This is a genomic window from Bradyrhizobium sp. 2TAF24 (assembly GCF_052115025.1).
Taxonomy (GTDB): domain Bacteria; phylum Pseudomonadota; class Alphaproteobacteria; order Rhizobiales; family Xanthobacteraceae; genus Bradyrhizobium_A.
In genome coordinates this window covers 243,233-258,885 of the sequence record NZ_JBFRFW010000001.1, presented here as the reverse complement: position 1 = coordinate 258,885, position 15,653 = coordinate 243,233, and the positions used below count along the sequence as shown (strand labels likewise).

Genomic DNA, 15,653 nt, shown 5'->3' with positions numbered 1-15,653 from the left:
CATCCCGCGCATGTCGCGTCGGCTCTCGTCGCGGCCTTGCGCTGCCTGCCGCTGGAGGCTGGATAGTGCGGATGGGAAGGCGCCGCCCAATCCGCGCGTCCTTCCGGATCACAGATTGATGACACGTCGGCGCGCCCGGAGGAGGTTGCTCCTCCGCTCGGGCACGCCATCGTGATGACGCAGTTGATCACATCCGGTGCTTCGCTGGTGGTGCAGGTTGCCCTGCCACATCTCCTGTGATCCAATCCCGCCGCAATGCGAAATACCTAGCCGGAGCCTGTATGAGTGCGTTTGAATCATCTGCTGATCCCGGCTCCTTTCCTGTGTCGATGTCGGCCGGCCGGCGTTCGTTGATTCTCGTCGTCTATACCGCGGCTATTTTCGTCAGCGCTTTGCTGCTGTTTTCGGTGCAGCCGCTGTTCGCCAAGATGGTGCTGCCACGCCTCGGCGGCTCGCCGGCGGTGTGGTCGGTCGCCATGGTGTTCTTTCAGTCACTGCTGCTCGCCGGTTATGCCTATGCGCATCTTCTGATGAAGATCCGCAATCGCTTGGTGCCGATGGCGGTGCATCTTGTCGTGCTGATTGTGGCGCTGGGTCTGTTGCCGCTGTCGGTCGCGAGCGGCTGGGAGAATCCGCCGTCGAATGGCTATGCGTTGTGGCTGCTCGGGCTGTTCATTGTTTCGATCGGCATGCCGTTCTTCGCGCTCGCCGCCAACAATCCGATGCTGCAGGCCTGGTTCGTGCGCACCGGGCATCCTGATGCGGGCGATCCGTACTTTCTCTATGCTTCTTCGAATATCGGCAGCTTTCTCGCGCTCCTGTCCTACCCGTTGCTGCTGGAGCCGCTGTTCACGTTGCGGACACAGAACCTGATCTGGACCGCAGGCTACGGCTTGCTGATCGTGCTGATCGCCGGCTGCGGTCTTCTACTGTGGCGGTCGCCGGCGGTCGTGTCGAGTACCAACGCTGCCGAGGAGGTCACGTCCCCGTCGCCGGGCTGGGCGACGCGGCTGCGCTGGATCTTTCTTGCYGCTGTGCCATCTGGCCTCCTGGTCGCGGTCACCGCGCACATTTCCACCGACGTCGCCGCGGCGCCATTGCTGTGGGTTCTGCCGCTGTCACTCTATCTGCTGACCTGGGTGCTGGTGTTCCAGTCGCGCCCGCTGCTGCCGCATCGCTGGATGCTGATGCTGCAGCCTGTGGCGATTGCCGGGGTGATCTTGCTGCTGGCGTTCGGGGGCGAGCAGAACCTGTTGTTGACGCTGGGCGGCCATCAGCTCTGCTTTTTCGTCATTGCCATGGCCTGCCATGGCGAGCTCGCCCGCACCCGCCCGCCGGCGCGGGATCTCACCAGCTTCTATGTAGGGCTGTCGTTCGGTGGCATGGTCGGCGGCCTGTTTGCCGGTCTTGTCGCGCCCTACACATTCTCCTGGATCGCGGAGTATCCGATCCTGGTGGTGCTGGCAGCGCTATGCCGGCCGGCCGGAGACGAGCGATGGCCGCGCTGGAGTCGCTGGCTGTGGCCGGTCATCGGGTTGCTTGCTGTGGGCCTGGTTGCACCGGCTTATGGCGGCGGCCACCTCAGTGAGTGGCTGGAAGACAATCGTGTCGTGCTCGCAGCGGTGCCGGCGGTGATCGGCGTGCTGATCGCGGTCGGTCTGCGGGCCAGCCGCTGGAAGCTCGCGGCGGTCGTGGGGCTGGCGCTGATGCTGATCCGGGTCTACCCGGCCGACGAGGGGCGGGTCGAAACCGTGCGCAGCTTCTTCGGGGTTCACAAGATCGTCGAGACGCCGAATGGCCACTACCATGTGCTGATGCACGGCACCACGATTCACGGGGCCCAGAAGATCCTGAACGACGACGGCACGCCGGTGAAAGGGCGGCCTGAGCCGATCTCCTACTATTCCAAGGACGGCGGCATCGGGCAAGCCATCGAGGCGATCCGCACCCGCAAAGGGAGCCCGCTCCGGGTCGCCGTGATCGGCCTCGGCGCGGGCACGCTCACCTGCGCGGCGCGACCTGGCGAGAGCTGGACTTTTTTCGAGATCGACCAGACCATGGTCGATACCGCACGCGATCCGGCCAAGTTCTCCTTTATCAAGTCGTGCATGCCGGATCTCCAGCCCGTGATGGGCGACGCCCGCCTGACCTTCACCAGGGAGCCCGACGGCGTCTATGACCTGATCATCGTCGACGCCTATTCATCGGACGCGATTCCGATTCATCTCGCTACTGAGGAAGCGATGGCGATCTACAAGGACAAGCTTGCTCCGCAGGGCGCCGTGGTGATGCATGTCTCCAATCGCCACCTCGAACTCGCCAGCGTGGTCGTCGGCATCGCCGACGAAAATGACATGAAGAGCTGGGTCTACAACGAGGATTCCGGCCGCGACAACGAATATATCTTCTCAACCAACGTGGTGATCTCGGCGCGGGATGAAGCCGACGTCGGCGCGCTTGCAGCCAACGGCTCCTGGGTGCTGACAGAACCGGCTGACCATCAACGGGTCTGGACCGACGACTACTCCAACATCCTGGGGGCGGTCTATCGCCGCCTGCGCGACGGCGAATAGGTGCCTGCGGACGTCCGCCGGCCGGATGCACCGGTGGTGTCGCGGCACGGGATGGCGTAAGCTCGGCGACGTGAGATGCTGCCCATTTGTGCCTGGTTGCCCCTGCGAGGCAGCGGTTTTCGTGATGCGGCAGTGGCGGGGCAGCCCAGCGATCGGGAGGAGCCGATGTATGCTGCAATCCGCCAAGCCAAAGCCAAGGCAGGAGCGGCCGAGGAGCTGGCGCGCCGGATCAAGGAAGGCGCCATTCCGATCATCAGCGATGTCGAAGGCTTCATGGGCTATTATGTCATCTACGCGCCGGACGACACCGTGACCGCGATCAGCATCTTCAACAACCATGCGGGTGCGGAGGAATCCAATCGCCGCGGGTTGGCATGGATCGAGCAAAATCTCGGACCGTTGCTGGTCGGACCGGCCACCGCCACGGCCGGGCCGGTTATCGTGCACACGCTGGCCTGATCGCGGCGGGTGCTCGCGGCAAGGCGATGGCAGCCGTCGCGCGAGCGCGGATGACGATGCGCGTCTGGCTTGTCGTATGCCGCGGCGTAAGCGGGCTTTCGCCCGCCGCTGTGGTGTCAGGAATTGAGCGGCGCGCGTCGCTGATTTCTGCTAGATTGTCGGCATGACGATCGGGATCACTGGACCCGAACGAAAGGCGCCAGGACTGAGTGTTCTGGCGGGCTCGCTCATTGCGGCCGTTGCCATCATCACCTTGCTGTTGTTGGGCAGGTTTGCCGGCGATGTCCTGGTCGACTGGCTGTGGTTCTCGTCGGTCGGCTATCTGCAGGTTTTCCTGACGACGCTCACGGCTCAGGGCATCGTGTTTGCCGGCTTTTTTGCGGGGACAGCCGCGTTCCTCTGGTTGAACGGCTGGGTGGCGCTGCGACTGGCGCGGACGGCGCAGTCGTCGTCAGCGGGCGGTCATGGCCGGCTTGGGGCGCACACGCTGCCGGTCGATCTCTGGACGCTGTTGCGCGACCAGTTGCCGTGGCCACGCGTGATGACCAGCGCCGTCGTCATTCTCGCACTGCTGGTGGCTGCGGGGGAAGCCAGCAACTGGCTGACGTTCGCGCGTGTCTTCTATCGTGCCCCCTACGGCATGACAGATCCGCTCTACGGCAAGGACATCGGATTCTACCTGTTCGTTCTGCCGGCCTGCATCGCGCTGAAAAACTGGATGATGCTGACACTGGTGATCGGCGCGGCGCTGGCGGCGCTGATCTATCGGGTCCGCGGCGATATCGGCATCGGGCCGCCGCCGGCTCCGGTGTCGACGGCTGTGGTCGTGCATGGATCGGCGCTGCTCGGTGTGTTCTTCGCGATCAAGGCCCTGTCCTATGCGCTTGATCGCTACCTGCTGCTCTATAGCGACAACGATGTCGTGGTCGGCGCCAGCTATACGGATGTTTATGTGCGGCTGCCCGGGCTTTGGCTGCTGATCGGACTATCCTGTGCCGCTGCTGCGGCAAGCCTGGCGAATGTCCGCATACGGCGAATCTGGTTGCCGGTCGCGGCGCTTGCGGTCGTGTTCTCCTGCTCCATCCTGCTGTCCGGCCTGGTGCCGGGGCTATTCCGGCAGCTGTTCGTCAAGCCGAGCGAGCTGCAACTGGAGAAGCCGTTCATCGAGCGCAACATCGCCCTGACCCGCAATGCCTACAACCTGCACCGCATTGCGGCGAAGCCGTTCGCTGCGGAGCAGAAGCTGACCTACGAGACCCTCGAAGCCAACCGGGCCACCATCGACAACATCCGGCTGTGGGACTGGCAACCGCTGTCGGATACCTATGCCCAGTTGCAGGAAATCCGCACCTACTACAAGTTCCATGACCTCGATGTCGACCGGTACTGGCTCGACGGTTCTTATCAGAGCGTCATGCTGTCGGCGCGCGAGTTGCGCTCATCATTGCTCGCACCGAACGCCCAGACCTGGGTGAACCGCCATATCCTGTTCACGCATGGCAACGGCGCGGTGATGAGCCCGGTGACCCGCAAGAGCGGCGAAGGGCTGCCGCTGCTGTACTTGCGCGATATTCCGCCGCTGGCGGATGGCGGTCCGCCGATCAGGGAGCCGCGGATCTATTTCGGCGAGGAGCATGATGATTTTGTCATCGCCAAGGGAACCGTACCGGAGTTCGACTATCCCAAAGGGGCCAGCAACGTCTACGCCAGCTATGACGGGACCGGCGGGATCGCGATCGGATCAGTGGCGCGCCGGTTGTTGTTCACCCAGTATTTCAGCGACCTGAACCTGTTGCTGACCGACTACATCGGCAGTGACAGCCGGATCATGATCCGGCGCAACATCACCGAGCGTGTCCATGCGATCGCGCCATTCCTGGCGCTCGACCATGATCCGTATCTGGTCGTCAGCGACGGGCGACTGTTCTGGCTCCAGGATGCCTATACGACGAGCTCCTACTTTCCGTCGGCGACTCCTGCCGCAGAGTTCGATCTCAACTATATCCGCAACGCGGTGAAGATCGTGGTGGACGCCTACAACGGCACCGTCGATTTCTATCTGATCGACACGGGCGATCCGATCGCGGCGACCTATGGACGGATCTTTCCGGACTTGTTCAAGCCCTTTTCGGCGATGCCGGCGGATCTGCAGAAGCATGTTCGCTATCCGGAGGACCTGTTCCTGATCCAGGCCCGGATCTATCAGGCCTACCACATGACGTCGGCCGAGGTGTTCTACAACCGTGAGGACCTCTGGCAGTTTCCGCGCCGGCCCGGCGGAGACGGCATCGCGGTGATGGCGCCTTACTACATCATCATGCGGCTGCCGGGTGAACCGCGGGCCGAGTTCTTCCTGATGCTGCCGATGGTGCCCAGCCATCGCGACAACATGATCGCCTGGCTCGCCGCGCGCTGCGACGCGCCGGACTATGGCAATCTGATCGTCTACGAGTTTCCGAAGGACAAGCTGGTCTATGGCCCGTTCCAGATCGAGGCCAGGATCAACCAGACGACCGAGATCTCGCAGCAGTTGACGCTATGGAATCAGATGGGGTCGCGTGTCATCCGCGGCGCCAATCTTCTGGTGATCCCGATCGAGAATTCGATTCTGTATGTCACGCCACTTTACTTGCGGGCCGAGCAGGGGCATTTGCCGGAGCTGAAGCGAGTCATCGCGGCTTACGGCGAGCGTGTCGTGATGAGGGAGACACTGCCGGAAGCCCTTTCGGCGTTGTTCGGAGAGGCGCCCGCGCCCCCCGTTGCACGGCAGGACGCGACCTTTACCAGCCGTGCGCAGCAGGCGCTGGACCTCTACAACCAGGCGATCAAGCGGCTCAAGGCAGGCGATTGGAAGGGGTTCGGTGCGCAGTTCGACGCCTTGCAAGCGATACTGGAAGAGATGAGTCGGGAGCCTACGGGGCACTAACGCGCTCTATTTTTGTTCTGACGCTAGGCGAGCTGAGTGAAGGTCCGGGAAAATGAGTCGATATGGTCGCGCATCGCCTGCGCCGCACGGTCGGCGTCACGCCGCTTCAGTGCGGTGACGATGCGCTCATGCTCATCGATGGTCTCGGCGCGATGAGCCTCGTTGCTGAGCGACAGGGCCCAGAACCGCGCCGACCGGTCGTTGAGATTGGTCACGAACCCGGCGAGCACGCGGTTGCGTGAACCGAGGGCGATGGCCTCGTGGAAACGCTGGTCGAGGGCGATCAAAGCTCCGAGATCATCGCGCGGCAGCCGCCGGCTGTCCGTGACGATGGCGGCCAATGTCCTGATCTCATCGTCGGTCATGCGCTCCGCCGCCAGCGCGGTGCAGGCCGGTTCGTTGATCCGCCGCGCACCGACGAGGTCGAGGAAGTCGTCCATCGACAGTGGCGGCACCAGCATGCCCTTGCGGGGCACGATCTGCACGAGACCTTCGAGCGCGAGACGATGGCAGGCCTGGTGCACGGGCGTGCGGCCGAGGCCGAGCTCATCGCAGATCATTGCCTCGTTGAGCGGCGTATTGGGCGCGATCACCAGCGTCACGATTGCAGCCTTGAGCCGCTGATAGGCAATCTCGGCCTGGTTGGGCCGCCGCGCGGGCACCGCGAGGTCGGCTCGCGCGCTGAACGGCGCGCGCGGCTTGGCCTTGGTCGCAGATGCCTTGGTTGCAGATGCCTTGGTCGCCGGTCCGCGGGAACGGGCGGCGGTCTTGGCAGTCGAGTCGGCTGCTGGTCTTTTGTGCATTGCACCTTGATACATGGCTTTTATTTTCGCTTCAAAAGTATCTCAGATATTGTAGTGATATATCACTGCTGGGAAAGAACATCGGCCAGCGTGGCCAAGCGGAGAACGCGATATGGCGCAAGCTTTTGAAAATGCTCACGTAGCCGATGGCGGGTCGACACCGGCAGCCACTGCAGCCTACGCCAAGGCCGCGGCCCGGCTGATTCCGGCGCTGGTGTTCCTGTTCATTCTGGCCTGGATCGACCGTGTCAATGTCGGCTTCGCCAAGCTGACCATGCTGAGCGACCTCAAGCTCAGCGAAGCCGCGTATGGCTTCGGCGCCGGCATCTTCTTCCTCAGCTATTTCCTGTTCGAGGTGCCGAGCAATCTGCTGCTGGAGAAGATCGGCGCGCGCAAGACGCTTGCGCGCATCACCATCCTGTGGGGCCTCAACTGTGCGGCGATGGCCTTCGTCAAGACCGAGCTCTGGTTCTACGTGCTGCGCTTTACTCTCGGCATGTTCGAGGCGGGCTTCTTCCCGGGCGTGGTGCTGTACCTGACCTACTGGTTCCCGGCGGCGCGGCGCGCCCGTATCAACGGCCTGTTCATGACCTCGTTTGCCATCGCGGGGATCGTCGGTGGTCCGATCGCCGGCCTGATCATGAGCACCATGGGCGGCGTCGCCGACCTGTCGAGCTGGCAGTGGCTGTTCATTCTCGAGGGCGTCCCGTCGGTGCTCGCCGGCATCGCGGTCATTCTGTGGCTGCCGGACCGCCCGCGCGAGGCAAGCTGGCTGACCGCGCAGGAGGCGCAGGCGATCGAGCGCGACCTCGCGGCGGATGCCACAGCGGTGGCGACCGAATCCAGCTTCAAGGCCGCGCTCGCCGACTGGCGCGTCTGGCTGTGCGCCCTGATCTATTTCGGCATTGTCAGCGGCAATGCCACGATCGCGTTCTGGACGCCGTCCATTATCAAGGAGACCGGGGTGACCGATCCGCTGCGCATCGGTCTGCTGGCGGCGATTCCCTTCATCGCCGGCACCATTGCCATGGTCTGGAACGGCGCGCACTCCGACCGCACCGGCGAGCGGCGGCTGCATTGCGCGCTTGCGGCCCTGATCGCTGCGGCCGGTCTTGCGGCGACCGGTGCGCTGATCGGTAGCGGCGGCACCACAGCGCTGATTGCGCTCACTGTCGCCGCGATCGGCATCCTTGCCGCTTTTCCGGTGTTCTGGACCATTCCCCAGGCGCTGCTCGCGGGAACGGCGGCGGCGGGTGCGATCGCGCTGATCAATTCGATCGGCAATCTCGCGGGATTCGTGGCGCCGTATCTCATCGGCATTTCCGCCAGTGTGACCGGCAGTGCCACGTCCGGCCTCTATGTCGTGGCGGTGATCGAGTTCACCGCCGCGCTCCTGGTATTTGCGTTCTGCCGCTGGCAGGCCGTCAAACGCTGATTGCCCCGGAAGGGCGCCCCTCTCGCTCCCCTCCGGTCTTGACTTCACATCCGCCATGATCGACTGCAGAGGACACCATGCTTGAATTCAACCGCCACACCCGGTCCGGCTCGCAAACCGCGAGGTTTTTGCCGGACCATCTCGTGATCGCCGGCTGGGCCGCGCGCGACGAGGCGGCTGTGCGACATCACATCGACGAACTCGCCGCAATCGGCGTGCCGCCGCCGTCGAGCGTGCCGCTGTTCTACCGTGGCGCTGCCAGCCTGCTGACTCAGGCCGAGCGGGTCGAGTTTCTCGGCCCCGACAGCAGCGGCGAGATCGAGCCGGTCATCGTCGCCATGACCGATGGTCTGTGGCTGACCATCGGCTCCGACCATACCGACCGCAAAGCCGAAGCCCAGGGCGTCGCGCTGTCCAAGCAGCTGTGCGCCAAGCCGGTGGCCAAGGACCTGTGGCGCCTCGACGAGGTGGTGGCGCGCTGGGACGAGCTGCAGCTGCGCGTCTACGCCACCATCGACGGCCAGCGCGTGCTCTATCAGGATGGCAAGCTCGCCACCCTGCGGCCGCCGTCCGATCTGATGCCGCGCTATGCCAATGGCGGCGAGCTCGCTGTCGGCACGGTGATGTTCGGCGGTACGCTCGGCGCCATCGGCGGCGTGCGGCCGTCGAGCCGATTCGAGATGGAGCTGATCGACCCGGTGCTGGGCCGCTCGATCCGCCATGCCTATGACGTCGTCGAGCTTCCCGTCGTTGCGTGAACTGGAGAACTGGAATGTCGGCTATTCGGGACAAGGTTGAGAAGGCGCTCGCTCAGATCGACGCCACCGCGAAGACCTCGCACGTCTTCACGAAGGTGTACCATGAGCGTGTGCGGGCCGAGGCTGACGCCTCCGATGCGCGCCGCCGCACGGGCACTTCGCTCGGTCCGCTCGATGGCGCCATCGTGTCGATCAAGGACCTGTTCGATGTCGCCGGCGAGCCCACCACCGCGGGCTCGGCGCTGCTGCGAACGGCGGAGCCTGCCAAGGCGGATGCACCGGTCATCGCCCGGCTGCGTCGCGCCGGCGCGCTGATCATCGGCAAGACCAACATGTCGGAGTTCGCGTTCTCGGGCCTCGGCCTCAACCCGCACTATGGCACGCCCGGCAATGCGGTCGATCCGAACCGCGTCCCCGGCGGCTCGTCGTCCGGCGCGGGAGTTTCCGTGGCGGATGGCACCAGCGAAATTTCGATTGGCTCCGATACCGGCGGCTCGGTGCGCATTCCAGCGGCGTTCAACGGCGTCACCGGTTTCAAGCCGACAGCGGGGCGGGTATCGACCGAGGGCGCATTTCCGCTGTCCTACACCCTCGACACCATCGGCCCGCTGGCGAAGACGGTGCAGCAGTGTGCCGACACTGACGCCATCATGGTGGGGGCCACGCCACAGCCGGTAACGGCATTTCCATTGGCAAACCTGCGCGTCGGTGTGCCGCGCGGGCTGATGTTCGAGAATGTCGACAGCGTGGTTGGCGCAGCGTTCGAAGCGCAATTGACACGGCTGTCGCGGCTCGGCGCCAAGGTGGTGGACTGGCAGATCGATGATCTCATCACTGCGATGCGCCAGGCCACCGCGCCGGCGGCGATCGCGGCGGTGGAAGCGGCAGCAGTCCATGCGCCATGGCTCGACACCCGTGGCGCGGACTATGACCGGCGGGTGCTGAGCCGCATTCTCGGCGGCCGTTCGGTGTCGGCGGCGACGTTCATCAACACCGTGCGCCGGCGCAGCGAGTTGATCGCGGCGATGGACGCGCGGCTCGCGCCGCTCGATGTGCTGCTGCTGCCGACCGTACCGACGGTAGCGCCGGAGATCGCGCCGCTCGAGGCTGATGACGAACTGTTCGGCCGTATCAATCTTCAGACCCTGCGTAACCCGATGCTCGGCAACCTGTTCGAGCTGACCGGCACGTCGCTGCCGGTGAAGACGTCCAGTCTGCCGGTCGGACTGATGCTGATCGGCCGCCGCATGACCGACGCACGTCTGCTGTCGGTTGCCAAGGGTGTGCAGGACGAGTTGCAGCTGCATTGAGCGGCGTTCGCTGCCGGAGCGCCGATCGTAACCAACTAAAAAAGCCCGGGGCCGCGCAGCGGTCCCGGGCTTTTCGTTGTTAGCCAGGTCGTCTTAGGAGTGGATGACCTGAACGTCAGTGTTCTCGAACAGGCCTTCCTCGCCGAATTCGACGCCGACGCCGGAGCCCTTGACGCCGCCGAACGGCGCGTTGGGCTGGATCGCGCCGTGCTTGTTGATCCAGGCCGAGCCGCATTCGAGCTGCAGTGCGATGTCCTTGGCCTTGGCCGTGTCCTTCGACCACACCGAGCCGCCAAGGCCGTTCGGGTTGTCGTTGGCGCGCGCGATCACCTCGTCGATATTGCTGTAGCGGATAATCGGCAGCGCCGGGCCGAACTGCTCCTCGTCGACCAGCGGGTTGCCATTGTCGAGGTCGGAGATCAGCGTCAACGGGAAGAACAGGCTGTCCTCCTTGTCCGCGGTGCCTCCCAGCAGCACCTTGCCGCCGGCGGTCTTCGCCGCCTCGACGAGGCGGGCGACCTTGTCGCGCTGCATGCGGTTCTGGATCGGGCCGAGCACGCTCTTTTCATCGAGGCCGTCGCCGACCGGAATGTTCTTCGCATAGGTCACGAGGCTGTTGCAGATCTCGTCATAGACGTTGTCATGGACATACAGCCGCTTGAGCGCCGCGCAAGTCTGGCCGTTATTGATGAAGGCGCCCCAGAACAACCCTTCCGCGACCTGCTGCGGATCGACATCGGGGAGCACGATGCCGGCGTCGTTGCCGCCGAGCTCGAGGGTGAGGCGCTTGAGAGTATTGGAGGCAGACGACATCACCTTCTGGCCGGTCGCGGACGAGCCGGTGAAGGTGATCTTGCCGATGCCCTGGTGGCCGGACATGTGGGCGCCGAGGAAATCCTCGCCGGCGACACAGCTGACGACGCCTGGCGGCAGCACTTCCTGCATCAGCTCGATCATGCGCAGCGTCGACAGCGGTGTGAACGGCGATGGCTTGTTGACCACGGTGTTGCCGGCGCGGATCGCGGGAATGATGTGCCAGATCGCGATCATCAGCGGCCAGTTCCAGGGTGTGATCGAGCCGACCACGCCGACCGGTTTGCGGTGCAGTTCGATGCGGCCCTCGTTGTTGTCCTGCAGCACCTTCACCGGGATGTCGAGGTCGGCGGTGTAGTGCGCCCACGCCTGCGCGCCACCGAGCTCGAAGCGGGAGCCGAGGCCGTTGAGTGGCTTGCCCTGCTCGATGGTCAGGAGGCGCGCCAACTCCTCGGCGTTGTCCTTGATCTTGTCTGCGACGGCGTGACACAGCTGCTTGCGCTCGGCATCGGGGCGTTTCGCCCACGCTTTCTGGGCCCGGGCCGCGGCTTCGATCGCGTCATCGAGCTGCTCGCGGGATGCTTTCGGCGCGAGGCCGGCGACGGCGCCGGTCGAGGGGTTCAGCACCTCGAAATGGTCCGCGGCCTGAACGGTTTTGCCGTCGATGACGAGAGCATAACGCTCCATCGGTTCCTCCTGGGAAGTCTCTTGGGAATGCGGGCGGTCAGGGGCGCATTCGTCGCGATGGCCGCCGCACTGTCAAGGTCGCCGGATCAGCCATTCGGCGGATGGCGCTGCGAGGCAATGTCGAGTGCACTCTGTGCAACAAGTGCCTCTGACATTTTCGTGACCTGCGGTCGTTCGTGCGACCGGCGATGCTGGAGCAGCTCTAAGCCGCCGGGGCGGCCGGTTCGGCGAGCACGCAACGTGCGAGATGATCCGCCGTGACCGCGATCGCGGGCGGCAGCTGCGCGAGGCAGCGCGGCTGTGCCTGCCGGCAGCGTGGTGCGAACGCGCAGTTGACTGGCGCCTGGTCGAGCGATGGCGGCGTGCCGGGAATGGTCTCCAGCCGAGCGCCGCGGACGGCGCCGTGTACGGTCGCGGTCAGCAGGCCGCGCGGGTAGGGGTGGACCGGCGCACGTACGATCTCAGCGAGTGGCCCGCTTTCGACGATCTGCCCGGCGTACATCACCGCGATGCGATCGGAAATTTCCGTCGCCACGCCGATGTCATGGGTGACGAAGATCACGGACATGCCGAATTCGCGCTGCAGCTCGCGCAGCAGCAGCAGGATCTGGATCTGCACGGTCGCATCGAGGGCGGTGGTGGGCTCGTCCGCCAGCAGCACCTTCGGCTTGCAGGCCAGCGCCAGCGCGATCATCGCGCGCTGACGCATGCCGCCGGACATCTCGTGGGGGTAGGACTTGAGCCGGCGCTTGGCCGAGGGGATGCGCACGACGTCGAGCATCTGCAGCGCCCGCGCCATCGCGTCGGCGCGGCTTGCGCCTTCGTGCCGCATGACCGTTTCGGCGATCTGGTCGCCGATGGTGTAGACGGGGTCGAGCGCGAGCCCCGGCTCCTGGAAGATCATCGACACGGTGCGGCCACGGAAGGCGGAGAGCGCCTCGTCGTCGAGCGCCAGCACGTCCTGCCCGGCGACACGGATGCGGCCGCCGATCTGGGTACGCCGTGCCGGCAACAGCCGCATCAGGGCGCGCAGCGTCACGCTCTTGCCGGAGCCGGACTCGCCGAGCAGGCCCAGCACCTCGCCTTCGGCGAGCGACAGGCTGACGTCGTTGACCGCATGCACGGTGCGCGCGCCGGTAAAGCGCACGGTGAGATTGTCGACCTCGACCAGATTGGTCATGCGAGCGTTGGCCTCCGCGTGTGGAAGTCGGTCGCGCGCTGGAACGCGGCGCCGATCCGCAGGATCGTGGTCTCATCGAACGGCCGTCCCACCACCTGCAGGCCGATCGGCAGCCCGCCGACGCTGAAGCCGGCGGGGATCGCCAGCGACGGCAGGCCGAGATAGTTGATCGGTCGCGTGAAGCGGGTGAGGTTCTGGATCACCGCCTCGGCGCCGGGCTGGTTGCCGACATCGCTGCCGGTGATGGTCGGAGCCGGTACGGGGGAGACTGGCACCAGCAGCGCGTCGGTGCCGGCAATGGCGGCGAGATGCGCGGCGAGCGCGGGGCCGCGCCAGCGTAGCGCCTCGAGATAGCTCAGCGCCGGAATGGCGAGGGCGTTCTGCAGCCGCATCAGCACCTGCGGGCCGGAGTCCTGCGGCCGCTCGAGCATCCAGGCCTTGTGGAAGGCGGCGGCCTCGACGGCGAGTACGAGCTGGCAAGCGGCCGTCAGTTGAGGCTGTGGCGGCAGCGTCACCTTGACGACGCGGGCGCCCTCGCGACGCAGCGTCGCCAGCGTGTCTTCGAGCACACGGCCGACGTCGGCGTCGAGGTCGTCGACATAGAATGTTGCGGGCACGCCGATGGTGAGGCCTTCGATGGACTGCCGGGTCGCAGCGAGATAGTCGGGCAACGGTGCGTCGCGCACCGTGGGATCGGCGGGATCAGCGCCGGCCATCAGGCCGGTGAGCAGCGCACAGTCCTCGGCGGTGCGGGCCAGCGGCCCGACGGTGTCGAGCGACTGCGACAGCGGCATCGCGCCGGCGCGGCTGATCAGGCCGACGGTGGTCTTGAGCCCGGTGACGCCGCAGTAGTGCGCCGGCAGGCGGATCGAGCCGCCGGTGTCGGAGCCGAGCGCGGCGAAGGTCAGCCGCGCGGCGACCGCCGCGCCGGAGCCGGACGACGAGCCACCGGTGACATGCTCCGGATTCCACGGATTGCGCGCCGGGCCATAGTGCGCGTTATGGCCCGTCGGGCCGTAGGCGAACTCCGACATCTGCAAGGTGCCGAGCCGGATGGCGCCGGCGTCCTTCAGGCGCTGCAGTGCGGTCGAGGTCGTGGTCGCCACCCAGTCGCGGCGGATCGCCGAGCCGCAGGTCGCGACCTTGCCGGCCTCGTAGTACATGTCCTTGTGGGCGAGCGGCACGCCGTGGAGCGGGCCACGCGAGCGGCCGGTGGCGCGCTCGGCATCGGCGGTGTCGGCCGCAGCCAGCGCCTGCTCCGCCTCGATGGCCATGAAGGCGTTGAGCGTGGGCTGCAGCTTCGCGATACGGGTGAGGCAGGTCTGTGTCGCCTCGCGCGACGAGATCTTTTTGGCGGCGATCGCCGCGGCGATTTCGGTCAGTGACAGCAGGGCGGGCTCGGTGCTCATCGGCCGGCCTCGTTCTGCACGACCGTGAAGGTTGCGGGCTCGAGATCGAGCGGCAGCGTGCCGGCGATGGCGCTGAAACCGCTGAAAGCCGGGCCGATCGAGCTGGCAATCCGCGCGGCGACCTCGGGCGTCACCGGAAGGCCGGCGACCTTGGCCAGTACGGCCACTTCCTCGGCGGACGGCGCGGCATGAGCGGGCGCAGGCATGAGCAGTGTCCTTGTTCTTGTGGTTATAGGTTTGCAGTCTGATCGACCCGCGCGGCGCGGCTGTGACCAGAGCCAGGCACGGCCATGTGGCATGCGGTTTCATGGCCGCTGGCATCGACCGGGGCGAGCCGCGGCGTCACCGTGCTGCACATCGCTTCGACGAACGGGCAGCGGGTGTGGAAGCGGCAGGCCTTGGGCGGATCGATCGGGTTCGGCGGATCGCCGGTGATCGGCGGGCTCGTGGTGCGCCGGTCCGGATCGGTGCTCGGCATCGCGGCCAGCAGCGCGCGGGTATAGGGATGCGCGGGCGCCTGCCACAGGCTGTCGACCGGGCCGATCTCCACCACTTCGCCGAGATACATCACCAGCACGCGGTCGGAGATGTAGCGCACCACGTTGAGATCGTGGCTGATGAAAATGTAGGTCAGCCCGAACTCGCGCTTCAGATCGGTGAGCAGGTTCAGCACCTGTGCTTCCACGGACTTGTCGAGCGCCGAGACGGCCTCGTCCAGGATCAGGAGCCGCGGCGACAGCGCCAGCGCCCGGGCGATGTTGACCCGCTGGCGCTGGCCGCCGGAGATTTCGTGCGGATAGCGGCCGGCGAAGATGTCCGGCCGCAGGCCAACCTTGCCGAGCAGGTCATGCGCCAGCGCGCGCGCCCTCGCTGCGCTCATGCCATGGACGCGCGGGCCGAAGGCGATCGAGTCCGTCAGGGTCAATCGGGGATTGAGCGAGGCGTAGCTATCCTGGAACACCATCTGCATGCCGCGTCGCAGCTCGACGAGCGGCAGGTCGCGGCCGATGGTCCGGCCATCGTAGAGAATGTCGCCGCGGTCGCGCGGCATCAGGTGCATCAGCAGGCGGGCCGTGGTCGACTTGCCGCAGCCGGATTCGCCGACGATCCCGACGGTCTCGCCCTTGCCGACGCTGAAGGAGACGTCGTCGACCGCGCGCACCGTGCGCTGCTCGCTGAACAGTCCGCCACGCACCGGAAAATGCTTGGTCAGCCCCTGCACCGTCAGCAGCGGCTGCGCCGCGCCGCCGCGATCCTCGATCGGAGCGAAGGACGTCGTTTCGGCGTTCATCGCGGCCTC

At 65.8% G+C, this 15,653-nt stretch carries 12 protein-coding genes; 6 read left to right on the top strand and 6 right to left on the bottom strand.

Annotation, left to right across the window (positions count from 1 at the left end):
- Positions 1 to 329 precede the first annotated feature (329 nt).
- The 3 genes from AB4Z37_RS01145 to AB4Z37_RS01135 all read left to right on the top strand — a co-directional run bounded on the left by AB4Z37_RS01145 (position 330) and on the right by AB4Z37_RS01135 (position 5,958).
- Positions 330 to 2,573, top strand: coding sequence for a spermidine synthase (locus tag AB4Z37_RS01145; RefSeq protein ID WP_441515233.1), 2,244 nt, complete (start codon positions 330 to 332; stop codon positions 2,571 to 2,573).
- A 75-nt stretch (positions 2,574 to 2,648) separates the two neighbouring features.
- Positions 2,649 to 3,032 (top strand): antibiotic biosynthesis monooxygenase, encoded by a 384-nt coding sequence (locus tag AB4Z37_RS01140; RefSeq protein WP_441514837.1) that lies wholly within the window; start codon positions 2,649 to 2,651, stop codon positions 3,030 to 3,032.
- Positions 3,033 to 3,195: 163 nt separating this feature from the next.
- Positions 3,196 to 5,958, top strand: a complete 2,763-nt coding sequence (locus AB4Z37_RS01135; RefSeq protein WP_441514836.1) for a UPF0182 family membrane protein — start codon at positions 3,196 to 3,198, stop codon at positions 5,956 to 5,958.
- Between the two features lie 23 nt (positions 5,959 to 5,981).
- On the opposite strand, the gene AB4Z37_RS01130 is transcribed toward AB4Z37_RS01135, so the two are convergent.
- Complete coding sequence (locus AB4Z37_RS01130; protein ID WP_441514835.1) at positions 5,982 to 6,761, bottom strand: GntR family transcriptional regulator; 780 nt, start codon at positions 6,759 to 6,761, stop codon at positions 5,982 to 5,984.
- Between the two features lie 112 nt (positions 6,762 to 6,873).
- On the opposite strand from AB4Z37_RS01130, the gene AB4Z37_RS01125 reads away from it, so the two are divergent.
- The 3 genes from AB4Z37_RS01125 (at position 6,874) to AB4Z37_RS01115 (ending at position 10,264) form a co-directional block, all read left to right on the top strand.
- Positions 6,874 to 8,196: an MFS transporter gene (locus AB4Z37_RS01125; protein WP_441514834.1), complete on the top strand. Its 1,323-nt coding sequence runs from the start codon at positions 6,874 to 6,876 to the stop codon at positions 8,194 to 8,196.
- Between the two features lie 77 nt (positions 8,197 to 8,273).
- Positions 8,274 to 8,954: a DUF2848 domain-containing protein gene (locus AB4Z37_RS01120; protein WP_441514833.1), complete on the top strand. Its 681-nt coding sequence runs from the start codon at positions 8,274 to 8,276 to the stop codon at positions 8,952 to 8,954.
- Between the two features lie 14 nt (positions 8,955 to 8,968).
- Entirely contained in the window at positions 8,969 to 10,264 is a 1,296-nt protein-coding gene (locus tag AB4Z37_RS01115; protein ID WP_441514832.1) for an amidase, read from the top strand.
- Positions 10,265 to 10,357: 93 nt separating this feature from the next.
- Here the strand turns inward: AB4Z37_RS01115 and AB4Z37_RS01110 are convergent, their stop codons facing one another.
- The 5 genes from AB4Z37_RS01110 to AB4Z37_RS01090 all read right to left on the bottom strand — a co-directional run bounded on the left by AB4Z37_RS01110 (position 10,358) and on the right by AB4Z37_RS01090 (position 15,644).
- Positions 10,358 to 11,764 (bottom strand): aldehyde dehydrogenase family protein, encoded by a 1,407-nt coding sequence (locus AB4Z37_RS01110; protein ID WP_441514831.1) that lies wholly within the window; start codon positions 11,762 to 11,764, stop codon positions 10,358 to 10,360.
- A gap of 202 nt (positions 11,765 to 11,966) precedes the next feature.
- Complete coding sequence (locus AB4Z37_RS01105) at positions 11,967 to 12,944, bottom strand: ABC transporter ATP-binding protein (RefSeq protein WP_441514830.1); 978 nt, start codon at positions 12,942 to 12,944, stop codon at positions 11,967 to 11,969.
- Positions 12,941 to 14,353 carry an amidase gene (locus AB4Z37_RS01100; protein ID WP_441514829.1) on the bottom strand — a complete coding sequence of 471 codons (1,413 nt, stop codon included), beginning with the start codon at positions 14,351 to 14,353 and terminating at the stop codon, positions 12,941 to 12,943. The genes AB4Z37_RS01105 and AB4Z37_RS01100 overlap by 4 nt, the downstream gene beginning before the upstream one ends.
- The gene (locus AB4Z37_RS01095) at positions 14,350 to 14,559 is read right to left on the bottom strand and encodes a hypothetical protein (protein WP_441514828.1); all 210 of its coding nucleotides are present in this window, start codon (positions 14,557 to 14,559) and stop codon (positions 14,350 to 14,352) included. Before AB4Z37_RS01095 ends, AB4Z37_RS01100 begins: the two co-directional genes overlap by 4 nt.
- Before the next feature lie 23 nt (positions 14,560 to 14,582).
- Positions 14,583 to 15,644 carry an ABC transporter ATP-binding protein gene (locus tag AB4Z37_RS01090; RefSeq protein ID WP_441514827.1) on the bottom strand — a complete coding sequence of 354 codons (1,062 nt, stop codon included), beginning with the start codon at positions 15,642 to 15,644 and terminating at the stop codon, positions 14,583 to 14,585.
- Positions 15,645 to 15,653 lie beyond the last annotated feature (9 nt).

What these genes read in the sequence shown, in the direction of transcription:
- AB4Z37_RS01140 (WP_441514837.1), top strand. Translation starts at nt 2,649, where the DNA reads ATGCTGCCCATTTGTGCCTGGTTGCCCCTGCGAGGCAGCGGTTTTCGT.
- AB4Z37_RS01135 (WP_441514836.1), top strand. Translation starts at nt 3,196, where the DNA reads ATGACGATCGGGATCACTGGACCCGAACGAAAGGCGCCAGGACTGAGT.
- AB4Z37_RS01130 (WP_441514835.1), bottom strand. Translation starts at nt 6,761, where the DNA reads ATGCACAAAAGACCAGCAGCCGACTCGACTGCCAAGACCGCCGCCCGT.
- AB4Z37_RS01125 (WP_441514834.1), top strand. Translation starts at nt 6,874, where the DNA reads ATGGCGCAAGCTTTTGAAAATGCTCACGTAGCCGATGGCGGGTCGACA.
- AB4Z37_RS01120 (WP_441514833.1), top strand. Translation starts at nt 8,274, where the DNA reads ATGCTTGAATTCAACCGCCACACCCGGTCCGGCTCGCAAACCGCGAGG.
- AB4Z37_RS01115 (WP_441514832.1), top strand. Translation starts at nt 8,969, where the DNA reads ATGTCGGCTATTCGGGACAAGGTTGAGAAGGCGCTCGCTCAGATCGAC.
- AB4Z37_RS01110 (WP_441514831.1), bottom strand. Translation starts at nt 11,764, where the DNA reads ATGGAGCGTTATGCTCTCGTCATCGACGGCAAAACCGTTCAGGCCGCG.
- AB4Z37_RS01105 (WP_441514830.1), bottom strand. Translation starts at nt 12,944, where the DNA reads ATGACCAATCTGGTCGAGGTCGACAATCTCACCGTGCGCTTTACCGGC.
- AB4Z37_RS01100 (WP_441514829.1), bottom strand. Translation starts at nt 14,353, where the DNA reads ATGAGCACCGAGCCCGCCCTGCTGTCACTGACCGAAATCGCCGCGGCG.
- AB4Z37_RS01095 (WP_441514828.1), bottom strand. Translation starts at nt 14,559, where the DNA reads ATGCCTGCGCCCGCTCATGCCGCGCCGTCCGCCGAGGAAGTGGCCGTA.
- AB4Z37_RS01090 (WP_441514827.1), bottom strand. Translation starts at nt 15,644, where the DNA reads ATGAACGCCGAAACGACGTCCTTCGCTCCGATCGAGGATCGCGGCGGC.